General features: G+C 47.9%; 41 protein-coding genes. All 41 read left to right on the top strand.

The annotated features are described in order from the left end of the window. Positions 1 to 37: 37 nt before the first annotated feature. The 41 genes from fusA (at position 38) to A6395_RS08170 (ending at position 25,305) form a co-directional block, all read left to right on the top strand. Complete coding sequence (gene fusA / locus A6395_RS08370) at positions 38 to 2,116, top strand: elongation factor G (protein ID WP_071398660.1); 2,079 nt, start codon at positions 38 to 40, stop codon at positions 2,114 to 2,116. A 113-nt stretch (positions 2,117 to 2,229) separates the two neighbouring features. Further along, on the top strand, positions 2,230 to 3,417 hold the full coding sequence (gene tuf, locus A6395_RS08365) for an elongation factor Tu (protein ID WP_070329246.1): 1,188 nt from the start codon (positions 2,230 to 2,232) through the stop codon (positions 3,415 to 3,417). A gap of 97 nt (positions 3,418 to 3,514) precedes the next feature. Then, complete coding sequence (locus tag A6395_RS08360; protein ID WP_071398659.1) at positions 3,515 to 4,024, top strand: hypothetical protein; 510 nt, start codon at positions 3,515 to 3,517, stop codon at positions 4,022 to 4,024. Positions 4,025 to 4,404: 380 nt separating this feature from the next. Beyond that, the gene (rpsJ, locus tag A6395_RS08355) at positions 4,405 to 4,713 is read left to right on the top strand and encodes a 30S ribosomal protein S10 (protein ID WP_016508894.1); all 309 of its coding nucleotides are present in this window, start codon (positions 4,405 to 4,407) and stop codon (positions 4,711 to 4,713) included. Positions 4,714 to 4,774: 61 nt separating this feature from the next. Then, positions 4,775 to 5,401 (top strand): 50S ribosomal protein L3, encoded by a 627-nt coding sequence (gene rplC, locus A6395_RS08350; RefSeq protein ID WP_016508913.1) that lies wholly within the window; start codon positions 4,775 to 4,777, stop codon positions 5,399 to 5,401. Between the two features lie 28 nt (positions 5,402 to 5,429). After that, complete coding sequence (gene rplD / locus A6395_RS08345) at positions 5,430 to 6,053, top strand: 50S ribosomal protein L4 (protein ID WP_016508943.1); 624 nt, start codon at positions 5,430 to 5,432, stop codon at positions 6,051 to 6,053. Further along, on the top strand, positions 6,053 to 6,334 hold the full coding sequence (gene rplW / locus A6395_RS08340) for a 50S ribosomal protein L23 (RefSeq protein ID WP_071398658.1): 282 nt from the start codon (positions 6,053 to 6,055) through the stop codon (positions 6,332 to 6,334). The genes rplD and rplW overlap by 1 nt, the downstream gene beginning before the upstream one ends. Positions 6,335 to 6,368: 34 nt before the next feature. Further along, positions 6,369 to 7,199, top strand: coding sequence for a 50S ribosomal protein L2 (gene rplB, locus A6395_RS08335; RefSeq protein ID WP_070329243.1), 831 nt, complete (start codon positions 6,369 to 6,371; stop codon positions 7,197 to 7,199). Between the two features lie 66 nt (positions 7,200 to 7,265). Next, the gene (gene rpsS / locus A6395_RS08330; protein WP_012727673.1) at positions 7,266 to 7,541 is read left to right on the top strand and encodes a 30S ribosomal protein S19; all 276 of its coding nucleotides are present in this window, start codon (positions 7,266 to 7,268) and stop codon (positions 7,539 to 7,541) included. A 20-nt stretch (positions 7,542 to 7,561) separates the two neighbouring features. Further along, on the top strand, positions 7,562 to 7,894 hold the full coding sequence (rplV, locus tag A6395_RS08325; RefSeq protein WP_021066609.1) for a 50S ribosomal protein L22: 333 nt from the start codon (positions 7,562 to 7,564) through the stop codon (positions 7,892 to 7,894). 13 nt (positions 7,895 to 7,907) lie between these two features. Then, entirely contained in the window at positions 7,908 to 8,552 is a 645-nt protein-coding gene (gene rpsC / locus A6395_RS08320) for a 30S ribosomal protein S3 (protein WP_035386108.1), read from the top strand. Positions 8,553 to 8,584: 32 nt separating this feature from the next. Then, positions 8,585 to 9,022 carry a 50S ribosomal protein L16 gene (gene rplP, locus A6395_RS08315; protein ID WP_016508922.1) on the top strand — a complete coding sequence of 146 codons (438 nt, stop codon included), beginning with the start codon at positions 8,585 to 8,587 and terminating at the stop codon, positions 9,020 to 9,022. Then, positions 9,009 to 9,212 carry a 50S ribosomal protein L29 gene (rpmC, locus tag A6395_RS08310; protein WP_016508900.1) on the top strand — a complete coding sequence of 68 codons (204 nt, stop codon included), beginning with the start codon at positions 9,009 to 9,011 and terminating at the stop codon, positions 9,210 to 9,212. Before rplP ends, rpmC begins: the two co-directional genes overlap by 14 nt. Positions 9,213 to 9,245: 33 nt before the next feature. Continuing rightward, positions 9,246 to 9,506: a 30S ribosomal protein S17 gene (gene rpsQ, locus A6395_RS08305; protein WP_016508930.1), complete on the top strand. Its 261-nt coding sequence runs from the start codon at positions 9,246 to 9,248 to the stop codon at positions 9,504 to 9,506. A 43-nt stretch (positions 9,507 to 9,549) separates the two neighbouring features. Next, on the top strand, positions 9,550 to 9,918 hold the full coding sequence (rplN, locus tag A6395_RS08300; RefSeq protein ID WP_012727667.1) for a 50S ribosomal protein L14: 369 nt from the start codon (positions 9,550 to 9,552) through the stop codon (positions 9,916 to 9,918). Between the two features lie 37 nt (positions 9,919 to 9,955). After that, positions 9,956 to 10,264, top strand: a complete 309-nt coding sequence (rplX, locus tag A6395_RS08295; protein ID WP_071398657.1) for a 50S ribosomal protein L24 — start codon at positions 9,956 to 9,958, stop codon at positions 10,262 to 10,264. A gap of 32 nt (positions 10,265 to 10,296) precedes the next feature. Next, entirely contained in the window at positions 10,297 to 10,836 is a 540-nt protein-coding gene (gene rplE, locus A6395_RS08290) for a 50S ribosomal protein L5 (RefSeq protein WP_016508927.1), read from the top strand. Positions 10,837 to 10,854: 18 nt separating this feature from the next. Next, a complete protein-coding gene (gene rpsN, locus A6395_RS08285; RefSeq protein ID WP_021066613.1) occupies positions 10,855 to 11,124 on the top strand; it encodes a 30S ribosomal protein S14 in 270 nt (89 codons plus the stop codon). A 31-nt stretch (positions 11,125 to 11,155) separates the two neighbouring features. After that, positions 11,156 to 11,554: a 30S ribosomal protein S8 gene (gene rpsH, locus A6395_RS08280; RefSeq protein WP_021066614.1), complete on the top strand. Its 399-nt coding sequence runs from the start codon at positions 11,156 to 11,158 to the stop codon at positions 11,552 to 11,554. 33 nt (positions 11,555 to 11,587) lie between these two features. Next, positions 11,588 to 12,127 (top strand): 50S ribosomal protein L6, encoded by a 540-nt coding sequence (gene rplF / locus A6395_RS08275; RefSeq protein ID WP_016508938.1) that lies wholly within the window; start codon positions 11,588 to 11,590, stop codon positions 12,125 to 12,127. 34 nt (positions 12,128 to 12,161) lie between these two features. After that, on the top strand, positions 12,162 to 12,524 hold the full coding sequence (rplR, locus tag A6395_RS08270; protein ID WP_071398656.1) for a 50S ribosomal protein L18: 363 nt from the start codon (positions 12,162 to 12,164) through the stop codon (positions 12,522 to 12,524). A 20-nt stretch (positions 12,525 to 12,544) separates the two neighbouring features. After that, positions 12,545 to 13,045: a 30S ribosomal protein S5 gene (rpsE, locus tag A6395_RS08265; protein ID WP_016508948.1), complete on the top strand. Its 501-nt coding sequence runs from the start codon at positions 12,545 to 12,547 to the stop codon at positions 13,043 to 13,045. Positions 13,046 to 13,060: 15 nt separating this feature from the next. After that, positions 13,061 to 13,246 (top strand): 50S ribosomal protein L30, encoded by a 186-nt coding sequence (gene rpmD / locus A6395_RS08260; protein WP_016508937.1) that lies wholly within the window; start codon positions 13,061 to 13,063, stop codon positions 13,244 to 13,246. A 30-nt stretch (positions 13,247 to 13,276) separates the two neighbouring features. Then, positions 13,277 to 13,717, top strand: a complete 441-nt coding sequence (rplO, locus tag A6395_RS08255) for a 50S ribosomal protein L15 (RefSeq protein WP_021066618.1) — start codon at positions 13,277 to 13,279, stop codon at positions 13,715 to 13,717. Further along, positions 13,717 to 15,006 carry a preprotein translocase subunit SecY gene (gene secY, locus A6395_RS08250; RefSeq protein WP_070329240.1) on the top strand — a complete coding sequence of 430 codons (1,290 nt, stop codon included), beginning with the start codon at positions 13,717 to 13,719 and terminating at the stop codon, positions 15,004 to 15,006. The genes rplO and secY overlap by 1 nt, the downstream gene beginning before the upstream one ends. Before the next feature lie 78 nt (positions 15,007 to 15,084). After that, on the top strand, positions 15,085 to 15,735 hold the full coding sequence (locus tag A6395_RS08245) for an adenylate kinase (RefSeq protein WP_070329239.1): 651 nt from the start codon (positions 15,085 to 15,087) through the stop codon (positions 15,733 to 15,735). After that, a complete protein-coding gene (map, locus tag A6395_RS08240; RefSeq protein ID WP_071398655.1) occupies positions 15,732 to 16,490 on the top strand; it encodes a type I methionyl aminopeptidase in 759 nt (252 codons plus the stop codon). The genes A6395_RS08245 and map overlap by 4 nt, the downstream gene beginning before the upstream one ends. 105 nt (positions 16,491 to 16,595) lie before the next feature. Then, positions 16,596 to 16,814, top strand: coding sequence for a translation initiation factor IF-1 (gene infA, locus A6395_RS08235; protein WP_035386112.1), 219 nt, complete (start codon positions 16,596 to 16,598; stop codon positions 16,812 to 16,814). Between the two features lie 30 nt (positions 16,815 to 16,844). After that, positions 16,845 to 16,958, top strand: a complete 114-nt coding sequence (gene rpmJ / locus A6395_RS08230; protein ID WP_003156543.1) for a 50S ribosomal protein L36 — start codon at positions 16,845 to 16,847, stop codon at positions 16,956 to 16,958. Between the two features lie 19 nt (positions 16,959 to 16,977). Then, positions 16,978 to 17,343: a 30S ribosomal protein S13 gene (gene rpsM / locus A6395_RS08225; RefSeq protein WP_035386113.1), complete on the top strand. Its 366-nt coding sequence runs from the start codon at positions 16,978 to 16,980 to the stop codon at positions 17,341 to 17,343. A 16-nt stretch (positions 17,344 to 17,359) separates the two neighbouring features. Further along, a complete protein-coding gene (gene rpsK, locus A6395_RS08220; protein WP_070329238.1) occupies positions 17,360 to 17,755 on the top strand; it encodes a 30S ribosomal protein S11 in 396 nt (131 codons plus the stop codon). 92 nt (positions 17,756 to 17,847) lie between these two features. Then, a complete protein-coding gene (locus A6395_RS08215) occupies positions 17,848 to 18,792 on the top strand; it encodes a DNA-directed RNA polymerase subunit alpha (RefSeq protein ID WP_070329237.1) in 945 nt (314 codons plus the stop codon). Positions 18,793 to 18,816: 24 nt separating this feature from the next. Further along, positions 18,817 to 19,170, top strand: coding sequence for a 50S ribosomal protein L17 (rplQ, locus tag A6395_RS08210; protein ID WP_016510776.1), 354 nt, complete (start codon positions 18,817 to 18,819; stop codon positions 19,168 to 19,170). Positions 19,171 to 19,239: 69 nt separating this feature from the next. Continuing rightward, entirely contained in the window at positions 19,240 to 20,076 is an 837-nt protein-coding gene (locus A6395_RS08205) for an energy-coupling factor transporter ATPase (RefSeq protein ID WP_070329236.1), read from the top strand. Beyond that, a complete protein-coding gene (locus A6395_RS08200) occupies positions 20,052 to 20,930 on the top strand; it encodes an energy-coupling factor transporter ATPase (protein WP_071398654.1) in 879 nt (292 codons plus the stop codon). The genes A6395_RS08205 and A6395_RS08200 overlap by 25 nt, the downstream gene beginning before the upstream one ends. After that, positions 20,927 to 21,718 carry an energy-coupling factor transporter transmembrane component T family protein gene (locus A6395_RS08195; RefSeq protein ID WP_070329234.1) on the top strand — a complete coding sequence of 264 codons (792 nt, stop codon included), beginning with the start codon at positions 20,927 to 20,929 and terminating at the stop codon, positions 21,716 to 21,718. Before A6395_RS08200 ends, A6395_RS08195 begins: the two co-directional genes overlap by 4 nt. Beyond that, a complete protein-coding gene (gene truA / locus A6395_RS08190; protein WP_071398653.1) occupies positions 21,715 to 22,455 on the top strand; it encodes a tRNA pseudouridine(38-40) synthase TruA in 741 nt (246 codons plus the stop codon). Before A6395_RS08195 ends, truA begins: the two co-directional genes overlap by 4 nt. A 154-nt stretch (positions 22,456 to 22,609) precedes the next feature. Then, positions 22,610 to 23,047, top strand: coding sequence for a 50S ribosomal protein L13 (rplM, locus tag A6395_RS08185; protein ID WP_016510784.1), 438 nt, complete (start codon positions 22,610 to 22,612; stop codon positions 23,045 to 23,047). Between the two features lie 25 nt (positions 23,048 to 23,072). Further along, entirely contained in the window at positions 23,073 to 23,465 is a 393-nt protein-coding gene (rpsI, locus tag A6395_RS08180) for a 30S ribosomal protein S9 (protein ID WP_070329232.1), read from the top strand. Positions 23,466 to 23,608: 143 nt separating this feature from the next. Continuing rightward, positions 23,609 to 24,640 carry a P-loop NTPase gene (locus A6395_RS08175; protein WP_071398652.1) on the top strand — a complete coding sequence of 344 codons (1,032 nt, stop codon included), beginning with the start codon at positions 23,609 to 23,611 and terminating at the stop codon, positions 24,638 to 24,640. A gap of 11 nt (positions 24,641 to 24,651) precedes the next feature. After that, on the top strand, positions 24,652 to 25,305 hold the full coding sequence (locus A6395_RS08170; RefSeq protein WP_071398651.1) for a KinB-signaling pathway activation protein: 654 nt from the start codon (positions 24,652 to 24,654) through the stop codon (positions 25,303 to 25,305). Positions 25,306 to 25,515 lie beyond the last annotated feature (210 nt).

Here is a 25,515-nt window from a genome sequence, read left to right as displayed (position 1 = left end):
GCACACGAAAAACACATGCGGAAGGAGAATACCCAGTATGGCAAGAGAATTCTCCCTAAAGAATACTCGTAACATCGGGATCATGGCTCACATCGATGCCGGTAAAACGACTACAACTGAACGTATTCTTTATTACACAGGTCGTATCCACAAGATTGGTGAAACTCATGAAGGAGCTTCACAAATGGACTGGATGGAGCAGGAGCAAGAGCGTGGAATCACGATCACTTCTGCAGCGACGACTGCACAGTGGAATGGCCACCGTGTAAACATCATCGATACACCTGGACACGTAGACTTCACAGTTGAAGTTGAACGTTCACTCCGTGTACTTGATGGCGCAGTTGCTGTACTTGACGCTCAGTCAGGTGTTGAACCACAAACAGAAACTGTATGGCGTCAAGCGACAACATACGGTGTTCCACGTGTCGTATTCGTCAACAAGATGGATAAGATCGGTGCGGACTTCTTGTACTCGGTGAAAACACTTCACGAGCGTTTACATGCTAACGCACACCCAATCCAACTTCCAATCGGCGCAGAAGATGAATTCAAAGGAATCATCGACCTCGTCGAAAGAAAGACATACATGTACTCGAACGACCTCGGTACTGACATCGAAGTAACAGAAGGCTTCCCAGCTGATATGGCTGACCAAGCTGAAGAACTTCGCGGTCGCTTGATCGAAGGCGTTGCAGATTACAACGAAGATTTGATGATGAAATACCTCGAAGGCGAAGAGATCTCAATCGAAGAACTCAAAGCTGGTATTCGTCAAGCAACACTTAGCGTTGAATTCTACCCTGTACTTGTCGGTTCGGCCTTCAAAAACAAAGGTGTTCAATTAATGTTGGACGCTGTTGTTGATTACCTCCCATCACCAGTTGATGTCGAGTCAATCAAAGGGATCAACCTCGATACAGAAGAAGAAATCACGCGTGAACCTTCTGACGAAGCGCCGTTCTCGGCACTTGCGTTCAAAGTCATGACTGACCCTTACGTCGGTAAATTGACATTCTTCCGTGTGTACTCTGGTACAGCACAAGCTGGTTCGTATGTGAAGAACTCGACTAAAGGGAAGCGCGAGCGTCTCGGTCGTATCCTTCAAATGCATGCAAACAGCCGTGAAGAAATTCCAATGGTATTTGCTGGTGACATCGCCGCTGCTGTTGGTCTCAAAGATACAACGACTGGTGACACGCTTTGCTCAGAGAAAGACAACGTCGTTCTCGAGTCAATGACATTCCCAGAACCGGTTATCTCGGTCGCAATCGAGCCTAAATCGAAAGCAGACCAAGACAAGATGGGTCAAGCCCTCGCGAAACTCGCAGAAGAGGATCCAACTTTCCGCACTGAAACAAACCAAGAGACTGGTCAAACGATCATCTCTGGTATGGGTGAGCTTCACCTTGATATCCTCGTTGACCGTATGCGTCGCGAATTCAAAGTCGAAGCAAACGTCGGTGCACCACAAGTTGCTTACCGTGAGACAATCCGTAGCGCTGCGAAGATCGATTCGAAATTCGTACGTCAGTCGGGTGGACGCGGTCAGTACGGTCACGTTGTCGTTGAATTCGAACCGAACGTAGAAGGTGCTGGATTCGAATTTGAGAACAAGATCGTCGGTGGTGTTGTTCCACGTGAATACGTACCGGCTGTTCAAAACGGTATCCAAGAAGCTCTCGAAAACGGTATCCTTGCTGGTTACCCAGTAGTTGACGTTAAAGCTGCCCTCGTCTTCGGATCGTACCACGATGTCGACTCGAACGAGATGGCGTTTAAAGTTGCTGCTTCGATGGCGGTCAAACAACTTAAGGAACAAGCGAAAGCTGTCATCCTTGAGCCAATGATGCGTGTTGAAGTTGTCATCCCAGAAGAATACTTGGGAGACATCATGGGTGACGTCACGTCACGCCGTGGACGCGTAGAAGGTATGGAAGCTCGCGGTAACGCACAAGTCGTTAAAGCGATGGTTCCACTTTCAGAAATGTTCGGATATGCAACGTCACTCCGTTCACGTACGCAAGGACGTGGAACGTACTCGATGCACTTCGATCACTATGAAGAAGTACCGAAGTCAATTGCAGAAGAAATCATCAAAAAAGCGAACGGCTAATAACGGTTGTAACGCTGAAATGATTGTTGTAAGCTAAGGAGGACGTATGTTAAAAGTAGCCTACGTCTTCCTAGTTAAATAAAAATTAATTGTCTATAGAGGAGGAATCTAGAATGGGTAAAGAAAAATTCGACCGTTCTAAACCGCACGTTAACGTTGGTACAATTGGCCACGTCGACCACGGTAAAACAACTTTGACTGCAGCGATTTCAGCTGTACTTTCAAAAGCACAAGGGAAAACAGCTACAAAGTTTGACGCAATCGATGGTGCTCCAGAAGAGCGCGAGCGCGGTATCACAATCGCAACAGCTCACATCGAGTACGAAACTGAAAAACGCCACTACGCACACGTTGACTGCCCAGGTCACGCTGACTATGTTAAAAACATGATCACTGGTGCTGCACAAATGGACGGCGCGATCCTCGTTGTTTCGGCAACAGATGGCCCAATGCCACAAACACGTGAGCACATTCTTCTTTCACGTCAAGTAGGTGTTCCTTTCATCGTAGTATTCATGAACAAAGTTGACATGGTTGACGACGAAGAGCTTCTCGAACTCGTTGAGATGGAAATCCGTGAACTTCTTTCTGAATATGACTTCCCAGGCGACGACCTCCCTGTAATCAAAGGTTCAGCTCTTGGCGCGCTTAACGGCGAACCACAATGGGAAGAAAAAATCATGGAACTCATGAACGCAGTTGATGAGTACATCCCTGAGCCTGTTCGTGACACGGACAAAGACTTCATGATGCCAGTTGAGGACGTATTCTCAATCACTGGTCGCGGTACTGTAGCGACTGGTCGTGTTGAGCGTGGTATTCTCCGCGTCAACGACGAAGTTGAAATCGTTGGTCTTACAGAAGAAACTAAGAAAACTGTATGTACTGGTGTAGAGATGTTCCGTAAGCTTCTTGACTATGCAGAAGCTGGCGACAACATCGGTGCTCTTCTCCGTGGTGTATCACGTGAAGACATCGAGCGTGGACAAGTACTTGCTAAACCAGGTACAATCACTCCGCACTCTAAATTCAAAGCTTCAATCTACGTTCTTTCTAAAGAAGAGGGTGGCCGTCACACGCCATTCTTCGCGAACTACCGTCCGCAGTTCTACTTCCGTACAACTGACGTAACAGGTATCGTTCACCTTCCAGAAGGTACTGAAATGGTAATGCCAGGAGACAACATCGAGTTGACGATCGAATTGATTTCTACAATCGCGATCGAAGACGGAACACGTTTCTCAATCCGTGAGGGTGGCCGTACTGTAGGTGCTGGTTCGGTAACAGAAATCGTCGAGTAATCGATGTCTTAAGCAGTCCGCATTTGCGGGCTGCTTTTTTGTTTTTTCAAACGAAGTGATAGGATAGGAGATAGGATTGTAGGAAGGAGAATCGATGATGGAAAAGCAAGTGGAGACGCTTTGCCGGTTGAACGGCGTTGCCTGCCGCTTTGGTGGGTCAAATTTACTCAAGCATCACGGGATCGTCGAGACGGCGCGTGACTTAGATTTGTTCGTTGAGCCTGACCAGTTCGAGACGATTGACCGTGTGCTCAGCCGTGCCGGAAAAAAAGAAGAGTCTGGTCCGCACGACGAGTATATGACGACGTACTTTGGCGAATATACGTTTGAAGGACAGGACATCGACGTGATTGCTAGTTTTCGGATGCGTTGCACGGACGGGATTTATACGCATCCTTACATTGAACCGGACGAGAGTTGGATGCATCTTGAAGAGTGGGTCGTCCTCTATTCAGTGATGGGGCGGGAAGAGAGAGTCGACAAGCTGCACGAATACTTTATGACGCACCCGTTCAACAACTCGATTGTGCAAACGTGTTTGAAACGAGCTCCGGCATCGGTCGTCGAAGCCGTGACTGAGCAGTTTAAAGAGTGTATGAAACGCTAGGAAGAGTTGGCATGGGCCTTCTTTTGAAAAATAGTTCAACAAAAGAAGGAAAAGAACTTGCAAAAGGGTTCGAATCTTGTTACATTAGTGAACGTTGAACAACTCATCAGACATCCGGCACGATCGAAAAAAATCAAATCTTGCATTTGTTTTGCAGATTCGATATAATGATTAAGTGTTTGTGCGAGTGGTGAGAGACTTTACAGCAGAAAATGGGTCCTATCGTTGATTTGCAATGATCGGATACCTCTGCTGACACAAGCACGCTGCGATGAAGCGGGAGGTTATGACACGCCAGGCAGCTTTGCCATGGCCGGTGTGGAAATTTCCGCTGAGAACTGTCTATTTTTAAAAGTAGGCGACAAAGGAGGGAAACTTACATGGCAAATGAAAAAATCCGTATTCGTTTAAAAGCATACGACCATCGCGTTCTCGATCAATCAGCTGAGAAAATCGTTGAAACTGCGAAACGTTCAGGTGCGAAGGTCTCGGGCCCAATCCCGCTTCCAACTGACAAATCGATCTACACGATCCTTCGTGCGGTCCACAAGTATAAAGATGCTCGTGAGCAGTTCGAAATGCGTACACACAAACGCTTGATCGACATCGTTAACCCAACACCAAAAACGGTTGATGCGCTTATGCGTCTCGAATTACCATCAGGTGTTGACATCGAAATCAAACTTTAATTCTTCATATAGTAGATACTAGCCAGAAGAGACAATAATTATTAAACAGGAGGTGTATCTCATGGCTAAAGGAATCTTAGGAACAAAACTTGGTATGACTCAAATCTTCAACGAAGCAGGCGAAGTCGTACCGGTAACAGTAGTTGCTGTCGAAGGAAACGTCGTGCTTCAAGTTAAAACACTTGAAACAGACGGTTACGAAGCAGTTCAACTCGGTTTCGGAGACATCAAAGAATCACGTCAAAACAAACCGGCAAAAGGTCACGCTGCGAAAGCAAGCGCGACACCTAAGCGCTTCATGAAAGAAATTCGTACTTCAGTAGAAGGATACGAAATCGGTCAAGAGATCAAGGCGGACATTTTCGCTGCAGGTGAATTAGTGGACGTAACAGGTACTTCAAAAGGTAAAGGATTCCAAGGTGCGATTAAGCGTCACGGACAATCACGTGGACCAATGTCCCACGGTTCGCGTTACCACCGTCGTCCTGGTTCAATGGGTCCTGTAGCTCCTAACCGCGTATTTAAAGGGAAGCTTCTTCCTGGTCAAATGGGTGGCGAGCGTAAAACGATTCAAAACCTTGAGATTGTCAAAGTTGACGTGGAACGCGGCCTTGTACTCGTTAAAGGCGCAATCCCAGGCGCTCGTAAATCGAACGTCATCATCAAGACAGCTGTCAAAGGTAACTAATTAACTGCACGGAAAGGAGGAATTACGAATGCCTAAAGTAGCTTTGCTAAACCAAACAGGTTCACAAGTTGGCGAAATCGAATTGGCTGAAGCCATTTTCGGTATCGAGCCAAACGAATCAGTACTTTATGACGCGATCGTCATGCAACAAGCATCACGCCGTCAAGGTACTCACGATACGAAAGGTCGCTCGGAAGTACGCGGTGGCGGCCGTAAACCATGGAAACAAAAGGGAACTGGTCGTGCGCGCCAAGGTTCGATCCGCTCACCACAATGGGTTGGTGGTGGAACAGTCTTCGGTCCAACTCCACGTTCATACTCTTACAAGCTTCCTAAAAAAGTTCGTCGTCTTGCACTTCTCTCGGCTTTGTCGTCAAAAGTACAAAACAACGAAATGATCGTCCTCGAAGGCCTTGCTTTCGATGCACCAAAAACAAAAGATATGGTCGCAGTACTTCTTGGCCTATCAGTAGAACGTAAGGCTCTTGTAGTCACAGCGGACTACAATGAGACTATCGCTCTCGCAGCTCGTAACATCCCAGGAGTGACTGTAATCGAGGCAGCAGGCGTTAACGTTCTTGACCTCGTTGCTAACGACAAAGTCATCTTCACTAAAGATGCGGTTGCGAAGGTAGAGGAGGTGCTTGCATAATGGCTCAAGCATACGATATCATCAAACGTCCTATCATCACTGAGCGTTCAGTTAGCCTCATGGAAGCTAACAAATACGTTTTCGAGATCGACGTTAAAGCGACTAAATCACAAGTGAAGCACGCTATCGAAACAATCTTCAACGTGAAAGTTGCTTCGGTAAACACAATGAACATTAAACCGAAAGCGAAACGTGTCGGTCGTCACTCTGGTTACACATCGCGTCGTAAAAAAGCGATCGTAACTCTTGCTGAAGGCAACACAATCGACTTCCTCGGTTAATTTACTACCTTAGAAGAAAAGGAGGGAATCCTCGATGGCAATTAAAAAGTTTAAGCCGACCACTAACGGTCGCCGTAACATGACATCTCTCGACTTTGCAGAGATCACAACGAACCGTCCTGAAAAATCGTTAACTGAAAAGCTTTCGAAAAAAGGCGGTCGTAACAACCAAGGTCGTTTGACTGTACGTCACCAAGGTGGCGGGCACAAACGTAAATACCGTATCATCGATTTCAAACGTAACAAAGATGCTATCATCGGACGCGTTGCTACGATCGAATACGATCCAAACCGTTCAGCTAACATCGCCCTCATCAACTATGCAGATGGTGAGAAACGTTACATCCTCGCTCCTAAGGGCATCAAAGTGGGCATGGAAATCATGTCTGGTCCTGAAGCGGATATCAAAGTGGGGAACGCTCTTCCACTCGTAAACATCCCTGTCGGTACTACTATCCACAACATCGAGCTTAAGCCTGGTAAAGGCGGTCAGCTTGTTCGTGCGGCTGGTGCATCGGCACAAATCCAAGGACGTGACGGCAAGTACGTCATCGTTCGTCTTCAATCAGGTGAATCACGCTTGTTCCTCGGCACTTGCCGCGCTACAATCGGTTCAGTTGGTAACGAAGAACACGAACTTGTAAACATCGGTAAAGCAGGACGTTCACGTTGGTTAGGCAAACGCCCAACAGTACGTGGTTCTGTAATGAACCCAGTTGATCACCCACACGGTGGTGGTGAAGGTCGTGCGCCAATCGGTCGTTCGGGCCCACTTACTCCTTGGGGTAAACCAGCTCTTGGTTACAAAACTCGTAAGAAAAACAAATCGAGCGACATGTACATCCTTCGTCGTCGTAAGAAATAATTATCACATGATTCTTGGGCGGTTCGAAAGAGCCGTTCCCGAATCATTCCAAAGGGAGGTTCTATCATGGGTCGCAGCTTGAAAAAAGGTCCATTCGCAGATCACCATTTGCTCGCTAAAGTTGACAAACTTAACGAATCTGGTGAGAAGCAAGTCATCAAAACTTGGTCACGTCGCTCGACAATCTTCCCAGAATTCATGGGTCACACGTTCGGTGTACACGATGGTCGTAAACACGTACCAGTATTCGTGACAGAAGACATGGTCGGTCACAAACTTGGTGAATTCGCTCCAACACGCACGTACAAAGGTCACGGATCAGACAAGAAAACGAAACGGTAATCTGAGGGGAGGTCAAATCCATGCAAGCTAAAGCATCAGCTAATATGGTCCGTCTTGCTCCTCGCAAAGCACGTCTCGTTGTAGACTTAATTCGCGGGAAACAAGTCGGCGAAGCGCTCTCTGTCCTTGCTCACACGAACAAGGCAGCGTCGCCAATCGTTGAAAAAGTATTAAAATCAGCGATTGCTAACGCAGAGCACAACTACGATATGAACATTGAGAACCTTGTTGTATCTGAAATTTTCGTCAACGAAGGTCCAACACTCAAACGCTTCCGCCCACGTGCGATGGGTCGCGCAAGTCGTATTAACAAACGCACAAGCCACATTCACATCGTGGTAACTGAGAAATAAGGAGGGATATGTAGTGGGTCAAAAGGTAAATCCGCACGGTTTTCGCGTTGGTGTTATCAAAGACTGGGATTCGCGTTGGTACGCTGAGAAAGACTACGCAGATCTCCTTCATGAAGACTACGTTATTCGTGAATACATCGAAAACAAAATGAAGGATGCTAGTGTGGCTAAAGTTGAAATCGAACGCGCTGCAAACCGCGTAAACATTTCGCTTCACACTGCGAAACCAGGTATGGTCATCGGTAAAGGTGGTTCGGAAATCGAGTCACTCCGTAAAAATATCACGAAGCTTGCTGAAGGCAAACGTGTTCACATCAACGTTGTTGAAGTGAAAAACGCGGATGCAGTCGCTAAGCTTGTTGCTGAAAACATCGCTCGTCAATTGGAAGGCCGTGTGTCATTCCGTCGTGCAATGAAACAGTCAATTCAACGTTCGATGCGCACTGGCATCAAAGGGATCAAAACAGAAGTTTCTGGTCGTCTTGGTGGCGCTGATATCGCTCGTTCAGAGAAGTACTCAGAAGGATCAGTTCCGCTTCATACAATCCGTGCCGACATCGACTACGGAACAGCTGAAGCTGACACAACTTATGGTAAAATCGGAATTAAAGTATGGCTTTACCACGGAGAAGTTCTTCCAACAAAAAACACTAAATAATAAACACTCTTTCAGGAAGGAGGCAACACACTATGTTGTTACCTAAACGCGTGAAATATCGTCGTGTACACCGTGGTAAAATGCGCGGAAATGCAAAACGCGGCACAACAGTACATTTCGGTGAATTCGGTCTCCAATCGCTCGAAGCGAGCTGGATCACAAACCGTCAAATCGAATCAGCACGTATCGCAATGACACGTTATATGAAACGTGGCGGTAAAGTGTGGATCAAGATCTTCCCACACAAGCCGTACACTAAAAAGCCTCTCGAAGTTCGAATGGGTTCGGGTAAAGGTGCTCCAGAAGGCTGGGTAGCTGTAGTTAAGCCTGGTAAAGTAATGTTCGAAATCGCGGGTGTATCTGAGGAAGTCGCACGTGAGGCACTTCGTCTTGCAGCGCACAAACTTCCAGTAAAATGTAAGTTCGTGAAACGTGAAGAAAATGGTGGTGATACGAATGAAAGCAACTGATCTCCGTCAATCAACAAATGAAGAGCTCAACGGTAAAGTAGGCGAGTGGAAAGAAGAACTCTTTAACCTTCGTTTCCAATTAGCTACAGGTCAGCTTGAGAATCCTGCTCGTATCCGTGAAGTACGCAAGTCGATTGCGCGTGCTAAAACGATTCTTCGTGAACGCGAACTCGGCATCAACAACGGCTAATCTAATCGGATTATTGAAGAGGAGGTAACACTCATGGAACGCAATAAGCGTAAAGTACTCACTGGACGCGTCGTGTCTGACAAAATGGACAAAACGATCGTCGTTGCAGTTGAAACAAAAGTACGTCATAAGCTTTATGGAAAACGTGTAAACTACACGAAGAAATTTAAAGCGCACGATGAGAACAATGTCGCTAAAGTAGGCGATGTAGTCCGCATCGCGGAAACACGTCCGCTTTCTAAAGACAAACGTTTCCGTCTCGTAACAGTAGTAGAAGAATCAGTAATCATCTAATAACAGTTCGGATCTATAAACATCCGGAGGGAGGTACACTCGCATGATTCAACAAGAATCTCGCTTGAAAGTAGCAGACAACTCTGGCGCGCGTGAACTGTTGACAATTAAAGTCCTCGGTGGTTCAGGTCGTAAGACTGCAAACATCGGTGACATCATCGTCGCGACGGTAAAACAAGCAACACCAGGTGGCGTTGTTAAAAAAGGTGACGTTGTCAGAGCAGTTGTCGTTCGTACAAAACGCGGCGCTCGTCGTAAAGATGGTTCGTACATCCGTTTCGATGAGAACGCAGCAGTCATCATCAAAGATGACAAGAGCCCACGCGGCACTCGGATCTTCGGGCCAGTTGCACGTGAACTTCGTGAAAAAGAATTCATGAAGATCGTTTCGTTGGCACCGGAAGTACTTTAATTTCCAATTTCAATCCTATAAGGAGGTGCGCAAAACGATGCATGTTAAAAAAGGCGATACAGTCCAGGTAATGTCTGGTAAAGATAAAGGCAAGCAAGGGGTTATCCTCAAAGCTATGCCAAGCAAGAACCGCGTAGTCGTTGAAGGGGTTAACGTGATGAAAAAACACGCTAAACCATCACAAGCGAATCCACAAGGCGGTATCCTTGAAATCGAAGCACCAATTCACGTCTCGAACGTCATGCCAATCGACCCTAAAACGGGCAAACCAACTCGCGTTGGTTTCAAAGTAGTCGATGGTAAAAAAGTTCGTGTCGCGAAATCGGGCGAAGTACTCGATAAATAAGAACAACGTGACGAAAGGAGGTCCATTCGACTATGAACCGTTTGCAAGAGAAGTATAAAAGCGACATCGTGAAAGCGATGATGGATAAATTCAACTATGACTCGGTTATGCAAGTGCCACAAGTCGACAAAATCGTCATCAACATGGGTGTAGGTGACGCTGTTTCGAACTCGAAAGCTCTTGACATGGCAGTGGAAGAATTATCAATTCTTTCAGGTCAAAAACCACTCGTAACGAAGGCTAAGAAATCAATCGCTGGTTTCAAACTTCGTGAGGGCATGCCGATCGGTGCGAAAGTAACACTTCGTGGCGAGCGCATGTACGATTTCCTCGACAAATTAGTAACTGTTTCACTTCCACGTGTACGTGACTTCCGCGGTGTATCGAAGAAAGCATTCGACGGACGCGGTAACTACACGCTTGGTGTGAAAGAGCAACTTATTTTCCCTGAAATCGATTACGATAAAGTAACTAAAGTACGCGGTATGGATATCGTTGTTGTTACAACAGCGAACACAGACGAAGAAGCTCGTGAATTGCTCACACTTCTCGGAATGCCATTCCAAAAATAATAAAGGGAGGTCGACAACATGGCTAAAAAGTCAATGGTGAATCGCGAACAAAAACGCGAGAAACTCGTTGCCCAGTACGCTGAGAAGCGCGCGCAATTAAAAGCTGAAGGCGACTACATCGGACTCAGCAAATTGCCACGTAACTCGTCACCTGTACGTCTTCATAACCGTTGCCGTATCACAGGTCGTCCACATGGTTACATGGGTAAATTCGGGATCAGCCGTATCAAGTTCCGTGATCTTGCATACAAAGGTCAAATCCCTGGTGTTAAAAAAGCAAGTTGGTAATCCACTAACAGTGTGAAAGGAGGTACATCGCATGGTAATGACAGACCCTATTGCAGATATGCTTACACGTATCCGTAACGCTAACATGGTTCGCCATGAAAAATTGGAGCTTCCAGCTTCTAACATCAAACGTGAGGTTGCAGAGATCCTCAAGCGTGAAGGTTTCATTCGCGATGTTGAATATATCGAGGACGCTAAACAAGGTACACTTCGTCTTTTCCTTAAATATGGAGCAAGCAACGAACGTGTTATCACTGGTCTCAAACGTATTTCGAAACCAGGTCTTCGTGTATATGCAAAAGCAGATGAAGTACCAAAAGTACTCGGAGGACTCGGTATCGCAGTTCTTTCGACATCAAAAGGTCTTATGACTGATAAAGAAGCTCGCCAACAACAAGTCGGCGGCGAAGTGCTCGCCTACATCTGGTAAGTCACTTTTCTAACAAGAACGGAGGTGTAATCAATGTCACGTATTGGTAAAAAACCAGTTACGATTCCAGCTGGCGTTACTGTAACGGTTGCAGAAGGCAACATTGTCACAGTAAAAGGTGCTAAAGGTGAACTTTCGCTTTCAGCTAACCCAGCTTTGGAAGTCAAAATTGAAGAAAACGAACTAACTGTTGTTCGTCCGGATGACTCGAAAGAGAACCGTACGATCCACGGTACGACACGTGCCCTCATCGCCAACATGGTGGAAGGTGTGTCTAACGGGTTCCAGAAAACACTTGAGATCTCAGGGGTTGGTTACCGTGCTGCTAAGCAAGGTAACAAACTCGTCCTCAGCCTCGGTTACTCGCATCCAATCGAGTACGTTGCTGAAGAAGGTATCGAGATCGAAGTTCCTTCAAACACGCAAATCATCGTAAAAGGGATTAGCAAAGAGCGCGTCGGTCACGTTGCAGCTCAAATCCGCTCGTACCGTGCTCCAGAACCTTACAAAGGTAAAGGTGTTCGTTACTCTGATGAACGTATTCGCCGTAAAGAAGGTAAGACTGGTAAGTAATTCGTCACGAAATGAACGGAAAGGAGTGGCATAAATGATCACAAAAGCAGATAAAAATGCAGTTCGTAAGAAACGTCATGCTCGTGTACGTCGTACGATCATCGGGACGGCAGCTCGTCCACGTTTGAACGTATTCCGTTCGAGCAAGAACATCTACGTACAACTTATCGATGATGCGTCACAAACAACGCTTGTGTCAGCATCTTCGAAAGATAAAGCACTCGATCTTACAAACGGCGGCAACGTTGAAGCAGCGAAAGCTGTTGGTAAACTTGCAGCTGAACGTGCACTCGAGAAAGGTATCGACACTGTTGTGTTCGACCGTGGTGGATACCTCTATCATGGCCGCGTCAAAGCTGTTGCAGAAGCAGCTCGTGAAGCGGGTCTTAAATTCTAACAAAAAGGAGGGGACACTCGATGCGCCAGTTAGACGTTAACATGGAACAACTTGAAGAACGCGTTGTTACCGTAAACCGCGTCGCGAAAGTTGTGAAAGGTGGCCGTCGCTTCCGTTTCGCCGCTCTCGTAGTCGTAGGTGACAAAAATGGTCACGTCGGTTTCGGTACAGGTAAGGCACAAGAGGTGCCAGAAGCGATCCGCAAGGCTATTGAAGCCGCTAAGAAAAACATGGTTCAAGTACCAATGGTTGGTACAACAATTCCACACGAAATCACAGGAGTATACGGAGCAGGTCGCGTATTCATGAAACCTGCTTCTGAAGGTACTGGGGTTATCGCCGGTGGTCCAGTTCGTGCAGTGCTCGAACTTGCAGGTGTAGGTGACATCCTTTCGAAATCGCTTGGATCAAACACACCGATCAACATCGTCCGTGCGACGGTCAAAGGCTTGACAGAGCTTAAAAAAGCAGAGGAAGTTGCTAAACTACGCGGTAAAAGCGTAGAAGAACTTCTTAAATAAGGGAGGGAACTAGACATGGCGAAACTCGCAATCACCCTCACACGCAGCACAATCGGTCGTCCCGAGGATCAGCGTGTAACAGTACGTACACTTGGTCTTCGCAAAATGCATCAAACCGTCGTTGTCCCTGACAACGTCGCGATGCGTGGTATGATCAAAAAAGTGTCGCACCTTGTGACTGTAGAAGAAATTAACGAATAATATCGATTTTAATAATAAGGAGGTGCCACTATGAAACTCCATGAATTGAAGCCAACTCCAGGTTCGCGTCACGAACGCAACCGTGTCGGTCGCGGTATGGCGACTGGTAACGGTAAAACTTCTGGCCGTGGACATAAAGGTCAAAAAGCTCGTTCAGGCGGTGGCGTTCGTCCAGGGTTCGAAGGTGGACAAAACCCACTTTACCGTCGTCTTCCAAAACGCGGTTTCAACAACCCTACTCGTAAAGAGTATGCAGTTGTTTCCCTAGACACGCTTAACCGTTTCGAAGCAGGTACTGAAGTCACTCCAGAACTCTTAATCGAGACTGGTGTCGTCAGCTCTGCTAAAGACGGAATCAAAGTACTTGCTAACGGCAAGCTTGAAACAAAATTAACTGTTAAAGCCAACAAATTCTCGGGTGCAGCGAAAGAAGCGATCGAAGCAGCTGGCGGTTCAGTTGAGGTGATCTGATGTTTCAGACGATCTCCAATATGTGGCGCGTGAAAGATATTCGACAGCGTATTCTCTTCACACTCGCAATCATCATCATTTTCCGCATCGGGGCCCATATCCCGGTGCCGATGGTGAATACGGATGTGTTGCGTTTTGACTCAGGAGGTCTACTCGACTTCTTGAACTTGTTTGGAGGAAATGCTTTACAGAACTTCTCCCTGTTCGCAATGGGGATCATGCCGTACATCACGGCATCGATCGTTGTACAACTTTTACAAATGGACGTCGTTCCGAAGTTTGCCGAATGGGCAAAACAAGGCGAGTCCGGGCGTAAGAAGCTAGCGACGGTCACGCGCTATGGGACGATCATGTTAGGGTTTGTTCAAGCGACATCACTGTCATTTGGATTTAACCGTCTCTATCCAGGTCTCGTCAATGAGACGTGGGGAACGGCAACCTATTTCGTGATCGCGATTGTACTTACTGCAGGTACGGCGTTCTTGATGTTCCTCGGTGAGATGACAACGGAGAAAGGTGTCGGGAATGGTATTTCCGTCATTATCTTCGCTGGTATCATCGCTGGGTTCCCAAGAATCTTCACGCAGATTTACGAGACGAAGCTCCAAAATGCTGGAGATGCGTTATTCATTAACATCGTTTACTTGGCTGTGCTATTGCTCGTTATTCTTGCTGTGACGGTTGGGATCATTTATGTTCAACAAGCGGCACGTAAGATTCCGATTCAATACGCTAAGCGCACGGCGAACCGCACCCCTGTGGGCGGTCAGTCGACGCACTTGCCAATCAAGCTAAACGCTGCTGGTGTCATCCCGGTCATCTTCGCGATTTCCTTCATGGTGACACCGCCAACTGTTGCAAGCTTCATTGCTTCTCCGGAAACGACGCAGAAGTTGCAGACTTACTTCGATACGACATCTCCAATCGGAATGTCAATCTACGTAGCGCTCATCATCGCGTTCGCTTACTTCTATACATTTATTCAGGTCAACCCAGAACAAATGGCAGAAAACCTGCAGAAGCAAGGCGGCTATATTCCTGGGATTCGTCCTGGGGCGCAAACAGAACAGTACATCACGAAGTTGCTCTATCGATTGACTTTCTTCGGAGCGATTTTCCTATCGCTCGTCGCGATCATGCCGACAATCTTCATTAAGCTTGCCGGTCTCCCAACTTCGGTGCAAATCGGAGGGACGAGCTTGTTGATCGTAATCGGGGTAGCCCTTGAAACGATGAAACAAATCGAAAGTCAACTCGTAAAACGACACTACAAAGGCTTTATCCGTTAAAGCGGAAGGAAGGGCTCTCCCTTCCTTCCTGTCGTGTTTACGATGTGTTGTGAAAATCAAAACTGGAGGCTAACTGAGATGAATCTAGTACTCATGGGCTTACCGGGTGCAGGGAAAGGGACTCAAGCGGCTAAAATCGTCGAAGAGTACCAAATCCCACACATTTCGACAGGCGACATGTTTCGTGCGGCAATCAAAGGCGGAACGCCACTTGGTAAAGAAGCTAAATCGTTCATGGATAAAGGTGAACTCGTACCGGATGAGGTAACAATCGGAATCGTACGTGAACGCTTGAGTCAAGATGATACGAAAAACGGTTTTTTACTCGATGGATTCCCGCGTACTGTTGCTCAAGCAGAGGCACTCGAAAGTTTGCTTAAAGATTTGGGGAAACAGATCGACCACGTCGTCAACATTGATGTGGCTGCGGAAATTCTCGTTCCGCGTTTGACAGGTCGTTGGATCTGCCCGACGTGTGGAGCGACATATCATGTGATCTTCAACCCACCAAAAGTGGAAGGCATCTGTGATGTGGATGGGTCGGCACTCATGCAACGTGAAGACGATAAAGAGGAAACGGTTCGCCGTCGCCTTGACGTCAACATCGAGCAATCGAAACCACTTATTGACTTTTATGCAGAAAAAGGGTATCTTCGTACATTGGATGGAGATCGTCCAATCGATGTCGTTTATGCCGATGTTAAAGCGTTACTCGGTGATACTGAATGATCATCACGAAGACGCCTCGAGAAATTGCGATTATGCGTGAGGCTGGGCAAATTGTTGCTCGAACGCACCAGGTGCTCAAAGAGCACATCAAACCAGGTATTACGACGCTAGAGCTCGACCGGATTGCGGAAGATTACATTCGCAGCCAAGGTGCGACACCGTCGTTCAAAGGCTACAACGGTTTTACCGGTAGTGTTTGCGCTTCAGTGAACGAAGAACTTGTTCATGGAATTCCCGGAGAACGGGTATTGAACGATGGAGATATCATCTCGATCGACATCGGTGCCTACTATAACGGATACCATGGAGATTCCGCTTGGACTTATCCAGTGGGAACAATCTCAGAAGAGACACAGCGGTTGCTTGACGTAACCGAAGAAAGTCTGTATAAAGGATTGGAGCACGCCAAGGCTGGACTGCGATTGACAGACATTTCGCATGCGATTCAAGCGTATGTTGAATCTTATGAGTTTTCTGTCGTCCGTGAGTATGTCGGTCATGGTGTCGGTCAAAATTTGCATGAAGAACCGCAAATTCCGCACTATGGTCCACCGGGGAAAGGGCCGCGCCTAAAGACTGGGATGACGTTAGCCATTGAACCAATGGTCAACGCTGGTCAACGCTATGTTCGAACGCTGGCTGACAACTGGACAGTTGTGACAGTGGACGGTAGCATGTGCGCCCACTTTGAGCACACCATCGCCATCACAGACGATGGATACGAGATTTTAACGAAACTCGATTCCGGTGAATGAGGCTCTATTGTTGCGTGCTGATCCGTTATGGATCCTTCTCTCACAGTACTGTACAATAGATCGTCTGTGCTCCTAAATATCTTCATATAGAAAGGGGAATAAATGATGGCGAAACAAGATGTCATTGAAGTGGAAGGCACTGTTATCGAACCACTTCCAAACGCAATGTTTAAAGTGGAGTTAGAAAACGGCCACACGGTGCTCGCGCACGTCTCAGGGAAAATTCGGATGCACTACATTCGAATCCTTCCAGGCGACCGCGTAACTGTCGAGTTGTCTCCGTACGACTTGACTCGCGGGCGAATCACGTACCGTTATAAGTAACTCCGATTTTTCCAGGAGGAGGGTATAATCATGAAAGTAAGACCGTCGGTAAAACCGATCTGCGAAAAATGTAAAGTTATTCGCCGTAAAGGAAAAGTAATGGTAATTTGCGAAAACCCGAAACACAAACAAAAACAAGGTTAATCTAAGAGGAGGTGCACACATGGCACGTATTGCTGGTGTAGATATTCCGCGCGAAAAACGTATCGTTATTTCGCTCACATACATCTTTGGTATTGGTAAAACAAAAGCACAAGAAATCTTGAAGACTGCAAACGTATCTGAAGATTCACGCACACGTGATCTTACAGAAGACGAAATCAACCGCATCCGTGAAGCAATTGACGGAATTAAAGTTGAAGGTGACCTTCGTCGTGAAGTTTCACTCAACATTAAGCGTTTGATCGAAATCGGCGCCTACCGCGGTGTCCGTCATCGTCGTAGTCTCCCTGTTCGCGGACAAAACACGAAGAACAACTCGCGTACTCGTAAAGGCCCACGCCGTACAGTAGCGAACAAGAAGAAGTAAAGGAGGGAATTGAACAATGGCGAAACGTAAGCAAAATGTACGTTCAAAACGTAAAGTCAAAAAGCATATTGAAGTCGGTGTGGTACACATCCGTTCTACATTTAACAACACAATCATCACAATCACTGACACGCAAGGTAACGCGATCTCATGGGCTACTTCTGGTAACCTTGGATTTAGAGGATCACGTAAATCGACACCGTTCGCAGCACAATTGGCTGCTGAAACTGCAGCGAAAGTTGCAATGGACAACGGTATGCGTACAGTAGAAGTTAATGTTAAAGGTCCTGGTGCTGGACGTGAAGCGGCAATCCGTGCCCTCCAAGCTACTGGTCTTGAAGTAACTGCAATCCGTGACGTAACACCTGTTCCGCACAACGGTTGCCGCCCTCCAAAACGTCGCCGCGTATAATCGTTTGTGCGTGTGATGGGCTTACCTAGCACGAACAACATATACAATGCAGCGCAAGCTGCGTGGCAGGATACACTCAAGGAGGGGTTCAGATGATCGAGATTGAAAAACCAAAGATCGAAACGGTCGAAATCAGCGAGGATGCTACGTTTGGTAAATTCGTGGTGGAACCGCTTGAACGTGGATATGGCACTACTCTCGGCAACTCACTGCGTCGAATTTTATTGTCATCGCTTCCTGGTGCAGCGATTACGGCGGTTCAAATCGATGGCGTGCTTCACGAGTTCTCAACGATTGACGGAGTCGTCGAAGACGTCACCCAAATTGTTTTAAACCTCAAGAAGTTAGCGCTCAAAGTGTACTCGGAAGAAGAGAAAACGCTTGAGATTAACGTTTCAAGTGCCGGTGCTGTCACTGCGGCAGACATTACCCATGATAGCGACGTTGAAATCTTGAATCCTGAGCTCCACATCGCGACTCTCGCTGACAATGCGACGCTTCGCATGCGTTTGACTGCTCGCCGTGGTCGTGGTTACGTCCAGGCAGAAGATAACAAACGTGATGATATGCCGATTGGTGTCATTCCAATCGATTCGATCTATACACCGATTCAACGCGTGAACTACGAAGTAGACAAAACACGTGTCGGTCAAGATGCTAGCTTCGATAAGCTTCTATTAGACGTGTGGACAGATGGTTCAATCCGTCCGGAAGAAGCAGTATCGCTTGGAGCGAAAATTTTGACAGAACACTTGAATATCTTTGTTGGTTTGACTGACGAAGCTCTCAATGCAGAAATTATGGTCGAGAAAGAAGAAGACCAAAAAGAAAAAGTACTTGAAATGACGATCGAAGAACTCGATCTCTCAGTTCGTTCGTACAACTGCTTGAAGCGCGCCGGCATCAACACTGTTCAAGAACTCGCAAACAAATCAGAGGAAGAGATGATGAAAGTCCGTAACCTCGGACGTAAATCACTCGAAGAAGTTCAACTCAAGTTGGACGAGCTCGGTTTGGGCTTGCGTAAAGAAGACTAAGTTCAACCGAAGGAGGGAAATGTAATGGCTTATTCGAAACTTGGCCGTACAAGCTCGCAACGCAAGGCTCTTTTGCGTGATCTTGCAACTGACCTTATTATCAACGAGCGCATTCAAACAACTGAACAAAAAGCGAAAGAACTTCGCCCAGTCGTTGAAAAATTAATCACTCTTGGAAAACGTGGCGATCTTCATGCCCGTCGTCAAGTAGCTTCATTCGTTCGCAAAGAGAGCGCTGGAGAGAAAAACGCAATCCAAAAATTGTTCGAAGACGTGGCACCACGCTACGCTGAACGTCAAGGTGGATACACACGCATCATGAAAGTCGGCCCACGCCGCGGTGACGGTGCGGAAGTCGTAATCATCGAACTCGTCTAATTCATTAGGCAGTCAACAGGGCATGCGGTCACGTATTGCCCTGTTTCCACATCGGAAAGGAGTCGACAGATGGAATCTCAAATTATGGTACGCGATGTCGTGTTTCGTTACCCGGGACAAACCGAGCCAGCCTTAGACGGGTTGTCACTCGATGTATACAAAGGGGAATGGCTCGCCATCGTTGGCCATAATGGTTCCGGCAAGTCGACTTTGACGAAGTTGTGGAACGGGCTTTTGCTTCCTCAGGAAGGAGAGGTCCGGGTTGAGACGCTCGATCCGACGGACGCCACAGACGTGTGGGACGTTCGTAAACGGATCGGTGTCGTCTTCCAAAATCCCGACAATCAGTTTGTCGGGGCGACCGTGCGCGATGATGTGGCGTTCTCTCTCGAAAACATGGGACTTCCACGTCAAGAAATGGTTCGTCGAATTGATGACAGTCTAGCGCGCGTTGGATTATCGGAACTAGCGGACCGTGAACCGCATCAGTTATCCGGTGGACAAAAGCAGCGTGTTGCGATTGCTTCGGCTCTCGCAATGCGCCCGCATGTCCTCGTGCTCGATGAAGCTACCTCGATGCTCGACCCGATTGGGCGTAAAGAGGTGTTACAAACGGTACAACAGCTCGTCTCAGAAGGGATGACCGTTGTCGCCATTACACACGAGCTCGACGAAGTGTTGTTTGCCGACCGTATCATTGCCCTGTCTAAAGGGAAAATTGCAATGACCGGTACACCAGAAGACGTGTTTAGAAATCCGGAAGCGTTACGTGCCATCCAACTCGATGTGCCGTTTATCGTACGGATGCAACTCGAACTGAAGGAACGGGGCATACCACTCGATCGTCTGATGCTACAACATTCGGAGTTGGTGAACCATCTATGCCGATTAGCATTGAAGAAGTGACTTACCAATATCAATTGAATACTCCGTTTGAACGAACCGCGCTGCGCGATGTGAATGTATTTATTCCGTCGGGGGCGCTTGTTGCGTTTCTTGGCCATACCGGCTCTGGGAAATCGACACTCGTTCAGCACATGAACGGCTTACTGCGACCGACAAAAGGTCGTGTCGTCGTGGATGACATTACAGTACGTGCGATTACGAAGCGTCGCGATAAAAAGCAAAGTCTGCTTCCGCTTCGGCGCCGCGTTGGGCTCGTCTTTCAGTATCCCGAGCATCAACTGTTTGAAGAGACGGTCGAACGCGACGTGATGTTTGGTCCCCGCAACTTCGGTGCGACGGAGGCTGAGTCGAAAGACCGGGCCCATGCTGCCCTGCGCCTTGTCGGTCTTGATGAAACGTTATGGGACCGTTCCCCGTTCGATTTGTCGGGCGGACAGATGCGACGTGTCGCGATTGCTGGCGTGCTCGCGAGCCGTCCGGACGTCTTAGTCGTCGATGAACCGACGGCGGGACTCGACCCGCTCGGCCGTCAAGACATGCTGGCGTTGTTTAAACGTTTAAAAGAAGAACTCGACTTGACGCTCATCCTCGTCTCGCATGACATGGATGATGTGTTGACGTATGCGGAACGTGTCGTCGTCATGGAACAAGGACGAGTCGCCTTCGATGGTGACCCGTTCGAACTGTTCAAGGACGAGTCACTCGTTCGCTCGTTGCAACTCGACGTCCCGAACGTGCTTCGGCTCGCGCTTGAACTCGCACCGGCGTTCGGGGTCGAGCCTCCATCCCTTCGGACGGAAGTCGAACTGGCGGACTGGATTACGGCCGAGTTGAGAAAGGGGGGAGCCATATGATCATCGGGCAATACATTCCCGGTCATTCATGGCTGCACACACTTGACGCTCGGGCCAAAACGCTGTTCATCCTCGGGTTTATTCCAGTCGTCTTCTTGGCCGACAATTTGTGGACGAACGTGTTTTTACTCGCGTTCACGTTATTCGCGGTCAAATTGTCTCAGTTGTCATGGCGCTATTTATGGAACGGTTTGAAAATGATTTTATTTTTGATCGTGTTCACACTCCTGTTGCAACTGTTCTTTAATCGGGAAGGGACGCTGCTCGTTTCACTCGGTCCGTTCTCGATTTATTCGGAAGGGGTGAGAATGGGCTTGATCGTCTCGCTCCGTTTCTTCTATCTCGTCATGTTGACGACGCTTGTCACCTTAACGACGACGCCGATGGAACTGACCGATTCGATTGAAGCCGGTCTTCGTCCCCTCGAACGCATACGAGTGCCAGCACACGAGATCGCCCTGATGCTGTCAATCTCGCTTCGTTTCTTGCCGACGCTAGCCGACGAGACGGATCGCATCATGAAGGCGCAACAGGCGCGAGGCGTCGATTTAAAGAGTGGTCCGATTAAAGATCGGTTAAAAGCGGTCGTCCCGCTCATGATCCCATTGTTCGTGTCCGCGTTTAAGCGGGCTGAGGACCTTGCCACGGCGATGGAAGCTCGCGGGTACCGTGGGGGTGAAGGGCGGACGAGGTGGCGTGAGATGACGTGGGAACGGCGCGACACAGGATTGTTGATCGTGTTTGTCTGCTTGACGCTCATTTTGATTGGATTGCGAGGTATAGGATGAGACGGGTTAAATTGACGATTGCTTATGATGGGACGAATTATGCGGGCTATCAAGTCCAGCCAAACGGCAATACGGTTCAGGCCGAAGTCGAGACGGTTCTTGCGAAGATGCATGGTCAAGCGATGAAAGTCGTCGCTTCTGGGCGGACGGATGCCCGTGTTCACGCTAAAGGTCAGGTCATCCACTTCGATACGCATTTATCGATGCCGGTAGATCGTTTTGTCAAAGCGTTGAACGCGATGTTGCCAGATGATATCCTTGTTTGTTCAGCCGAAGAAGTAGATGCTTCTTTCCATGCCCGCTACGGTGCGAAACGGAAAGAGTATCGTTACTTCATTCGCACTGACGTTGATCCGTTCCGCCGCCATCATGCCGTGACGGTGACGTATGCGCTTGACCGGGAACGGATGCGTCAAGCGCTCCGTTCACTCGTCGGGACACATGATTTCACTTCGTTTTCGGTGACGAAGTCAGAAGTGGTGGACCGTGTCCGCACGATTTATGAAGCGGAACTCGTTGATGCGGGAGACGAAATGTACTTTCGCTTCGTCGGATCCGGCTTTCTGTACAACCAAGTTCGGATTATGGTCGGTACGTTAATGGAGGTTGGTAGAGGGAAGTATGAGCCGGCCGATGTGAGTCGAATGCTCGCGGCGAAAGACCGCCGCAGTGCTGGGATTACGGCTCCACCGCACGGTCTATATTTATGGAATGTGAATTATAAAAAAGTAGATTGACATTCCCCTTGTAAAAACGTATCATATTCATTGGCATTTCATTTTCACATTGAGAGATGAACCACAATCTTAGCCCCGTAAACTAGGATTATGATAAAGCATCAAACAAGCATTAAAAAATTCAAATGAACAGACATTTTAGGAGGTATTCCACATGCGCACGACATTCATGGCTAAAGCATCTGAAGTAGAACGCAAATGGCACCTTATCGATGCAGAAGGCAAAACACTCGGTCGTATGACTAGTGAAGTAGCATCACTTCTTCGCGGTAAGCACAAGCCAACTTTCACACCACACGTTGATTGCGGAGACCACGTCATCATCATCAACGCTGAGAAAGTCAAATTGACTGGTAACAAACTGAACGACAAGATGTACTACCGTCATTCAGGTCATCCAGGCGGCTTGAAATCACAAACTGCAAAAGAGCTTCTTGCAAAACGCCCAGAGCGTATGCTTGAACTCGCGATCAAAGGGATGCTTCCAAAAGGATCGCTCGGTCGTCAACAATTCACTAAACTCCACGTTTACGCTGGAGCTGAGCACAACCACGAAGCACAAAAACCAGAAGTTTACGAACTTCGCGGTTAATCGGGACACAAGGAGGAACTAAACGATGGCAGATGTACGTTACTACGGAACTGGCCGCCGCAAGCACTCGGTGGCTCGTGTTCACCTCGTTGCAGGTGACGGCAAAGTTGTTGTAAATGGCCGTGATATTTCAGAATACTTCGGTCATGAGACTTTGATCATGATGGCAAAATCACCACTCGTATTGACTGAAACAGAAGGTAAATACGATATCATCGTTAACGTTAACGGTGGTGGATTCACTGGACAAGCTGGAGCGATTCGCCACGGCGTATCACGTGCGCTTCTTCAAGCGGACCCAGAATTCCGTCCAAGCCTCAAAGAAAAAGGCTTCTTGACTCGTGACGCACGTATGAAAGAGCGTAAAAAATACGGTCTTAAAGCAGCACGTCGCGCACCACAGTTCTCGAAGCGTTAATCTTCGAACAGTTTGGTCTAAACTCTTCGCCTTTATGGGCGGAGAGTTTTTTTTGTTGCTCGAGAAATAGTCGGTTTTCGTTCCCTCAAGAAAACGCTTTTTTTGATATACTGTTATCGAGACAGAAATTAGGGGGAAATGACATGCTTACAGTAGAACAAGTTCGTGAAGAACTAGCAGGGTTGGTCGATCCGACGATCAATCGTACGCTTGGAGATACAGCTGGCGTGAAAGACGTCCGAATTAAAGAAGACTATGTCAGCGTGAAAGTGGCACTCGGTCAGACCGGGAGCGGGGAACAGCTTCAGTTGCAACAAGAGATCGTCACATTGTTGAAAGGAAAAGGCTTTAAGACGGTCGGCCTTCGTTTCGAAGCGCTAAATGACGAAAGTTTACAAGAAGCGACAAAACCGGCTATCCTTCGTGAAAACTCAGGAACGACGTTCATAGCAATCGCTTCAGGAAAAGGCGGCGTCGGGAAGTCGACGGTGTCGGTCAACTTGGCGGTCGCGTTAGCACGTGCCGGTAAAAAGGTCGGCTTGATCGATGCCGATATTTACGGGTTCAGTGTCCCGGATATGCTCGGGATTGAAGAACGTCCCGTCGTCCGAGGTGAAAAAATCATCCCGGTCGAGCGGTTCGGGGTAAAAGTCATCTCGATGGGCTTCTTCGTCGAAGACAATGCGCCGGTCATCTGGCGCGGACCGATGCTCGGGAAGATGCTCAACAACTTCTTCAATGATGTGGAGTGGGGCGACCTCGACTACTTGTTGCTCGATTTACCGCCAGGGACAGGTGACGTCGCGCTTGATATCCACTCGATGCTCCCGTCATGCCAGGAGTTGATTGTAACGACACCTCACGCGACCGCTGCGTTCGTAGCGGCTCGAGCGGGTGCGATGGCAATCAAGACGAACCATAAAGTGCTCGGAATCATTGAGAATATGGCGTACTTCGAGAGTAAGGTAACGGGCGAGAAAGAATACGTCTTCGGTTACGGCGGCGGCGAAAAATTATCAGAAGCGCTCAAGAGTAAACTGCTCGCGCAAATCCCGCTCGGTCAGCCGTATGACAACGAAGACGACTTTGCGCCTTCGGTCTACCGGGATGGGCATCCGTTTGAGACAACATATGATGAATTGGCGCAATCGGTCATTCAACAAATAGAAGGGTGAATGGTTAGCAGATGAAAGTACAAGGTTTTTTACGTTTGTTTTGGACGACGCTCGTTTTCGGGACGCTATTTGGGTTCCTGATGAATATACTCGCCAATCCGGGTTATTTGGTCAGTCAGTCGTGGGAAGCGATCGTGACGGCACTCAGTTACTCGAGCACGTGGACGGGAATCAGTATGATGGGCTTTTTTGCCTACTTGATCGTCCACCGTGTCGGCTTGGATTTATTCCGCGGAGCGAAACTGTGGAATCGAGTTCAAGTGCTCTTGATTGTATTCGCGTTATTTGACGCGGTCTATCTACGCATGCTCGCATTTGGAAATGATCACATGTGGCGTTATATCGGAGAGATGCTCGTCCTAGTCGTCGTGTCGTGGATCGTAGCGACGAGCAAGGCGAGACAGACGAACGCGAGTGCATTTATCCCCGCGCTCTTCTTGATGATCGTCATTACGTTGATTGAGTGGATTCCGGCACTGCAAGCGACAGATGAGATCGCTCTTCTATGGCCGGCACTTGCGACGCTCGTGTTCGCCAACGCTTACCAAGTGTTGATGCTTCATCGTTTCCAAGCGCCAGCGCACGGTGAAGCAGTGTCAAAATCGAATAGTGGTCCTAAAGAGTCATTAAAGACGAAGAAACGCGTCTCGTCCAAATCGTCGTAATGTTCTCTTGCCAGTGATGAGCTCAGGTGATTTCGCCTGAGCTTTTCCATTGGTTAAGAAGGGAGTCCACGGCCGATTTAAGCGTATCGAAATAATTTTTGAAGCAATCAAAGTTTTTTTAGAAAAACAGTTGACGAATAGTGCAGGCATTGATATATTAATAAACGTCGCTGCTGTTCAAATTTGAGCAACAGAAAAAAGTGGAAAAAT

The organism is Exiguobacterium sp. SH31, assembly GCF_001816105.1.
GTDB lineage: Bacteria > Bacillota > Bacilli > Exiguobacteriales > Exiguobacteriaceae > Exiguobacterium > Exiguobacterium aurantiacum_A.
This window is presented reverse-complemented; position numbering and strand designations above follow the sequence as displayed.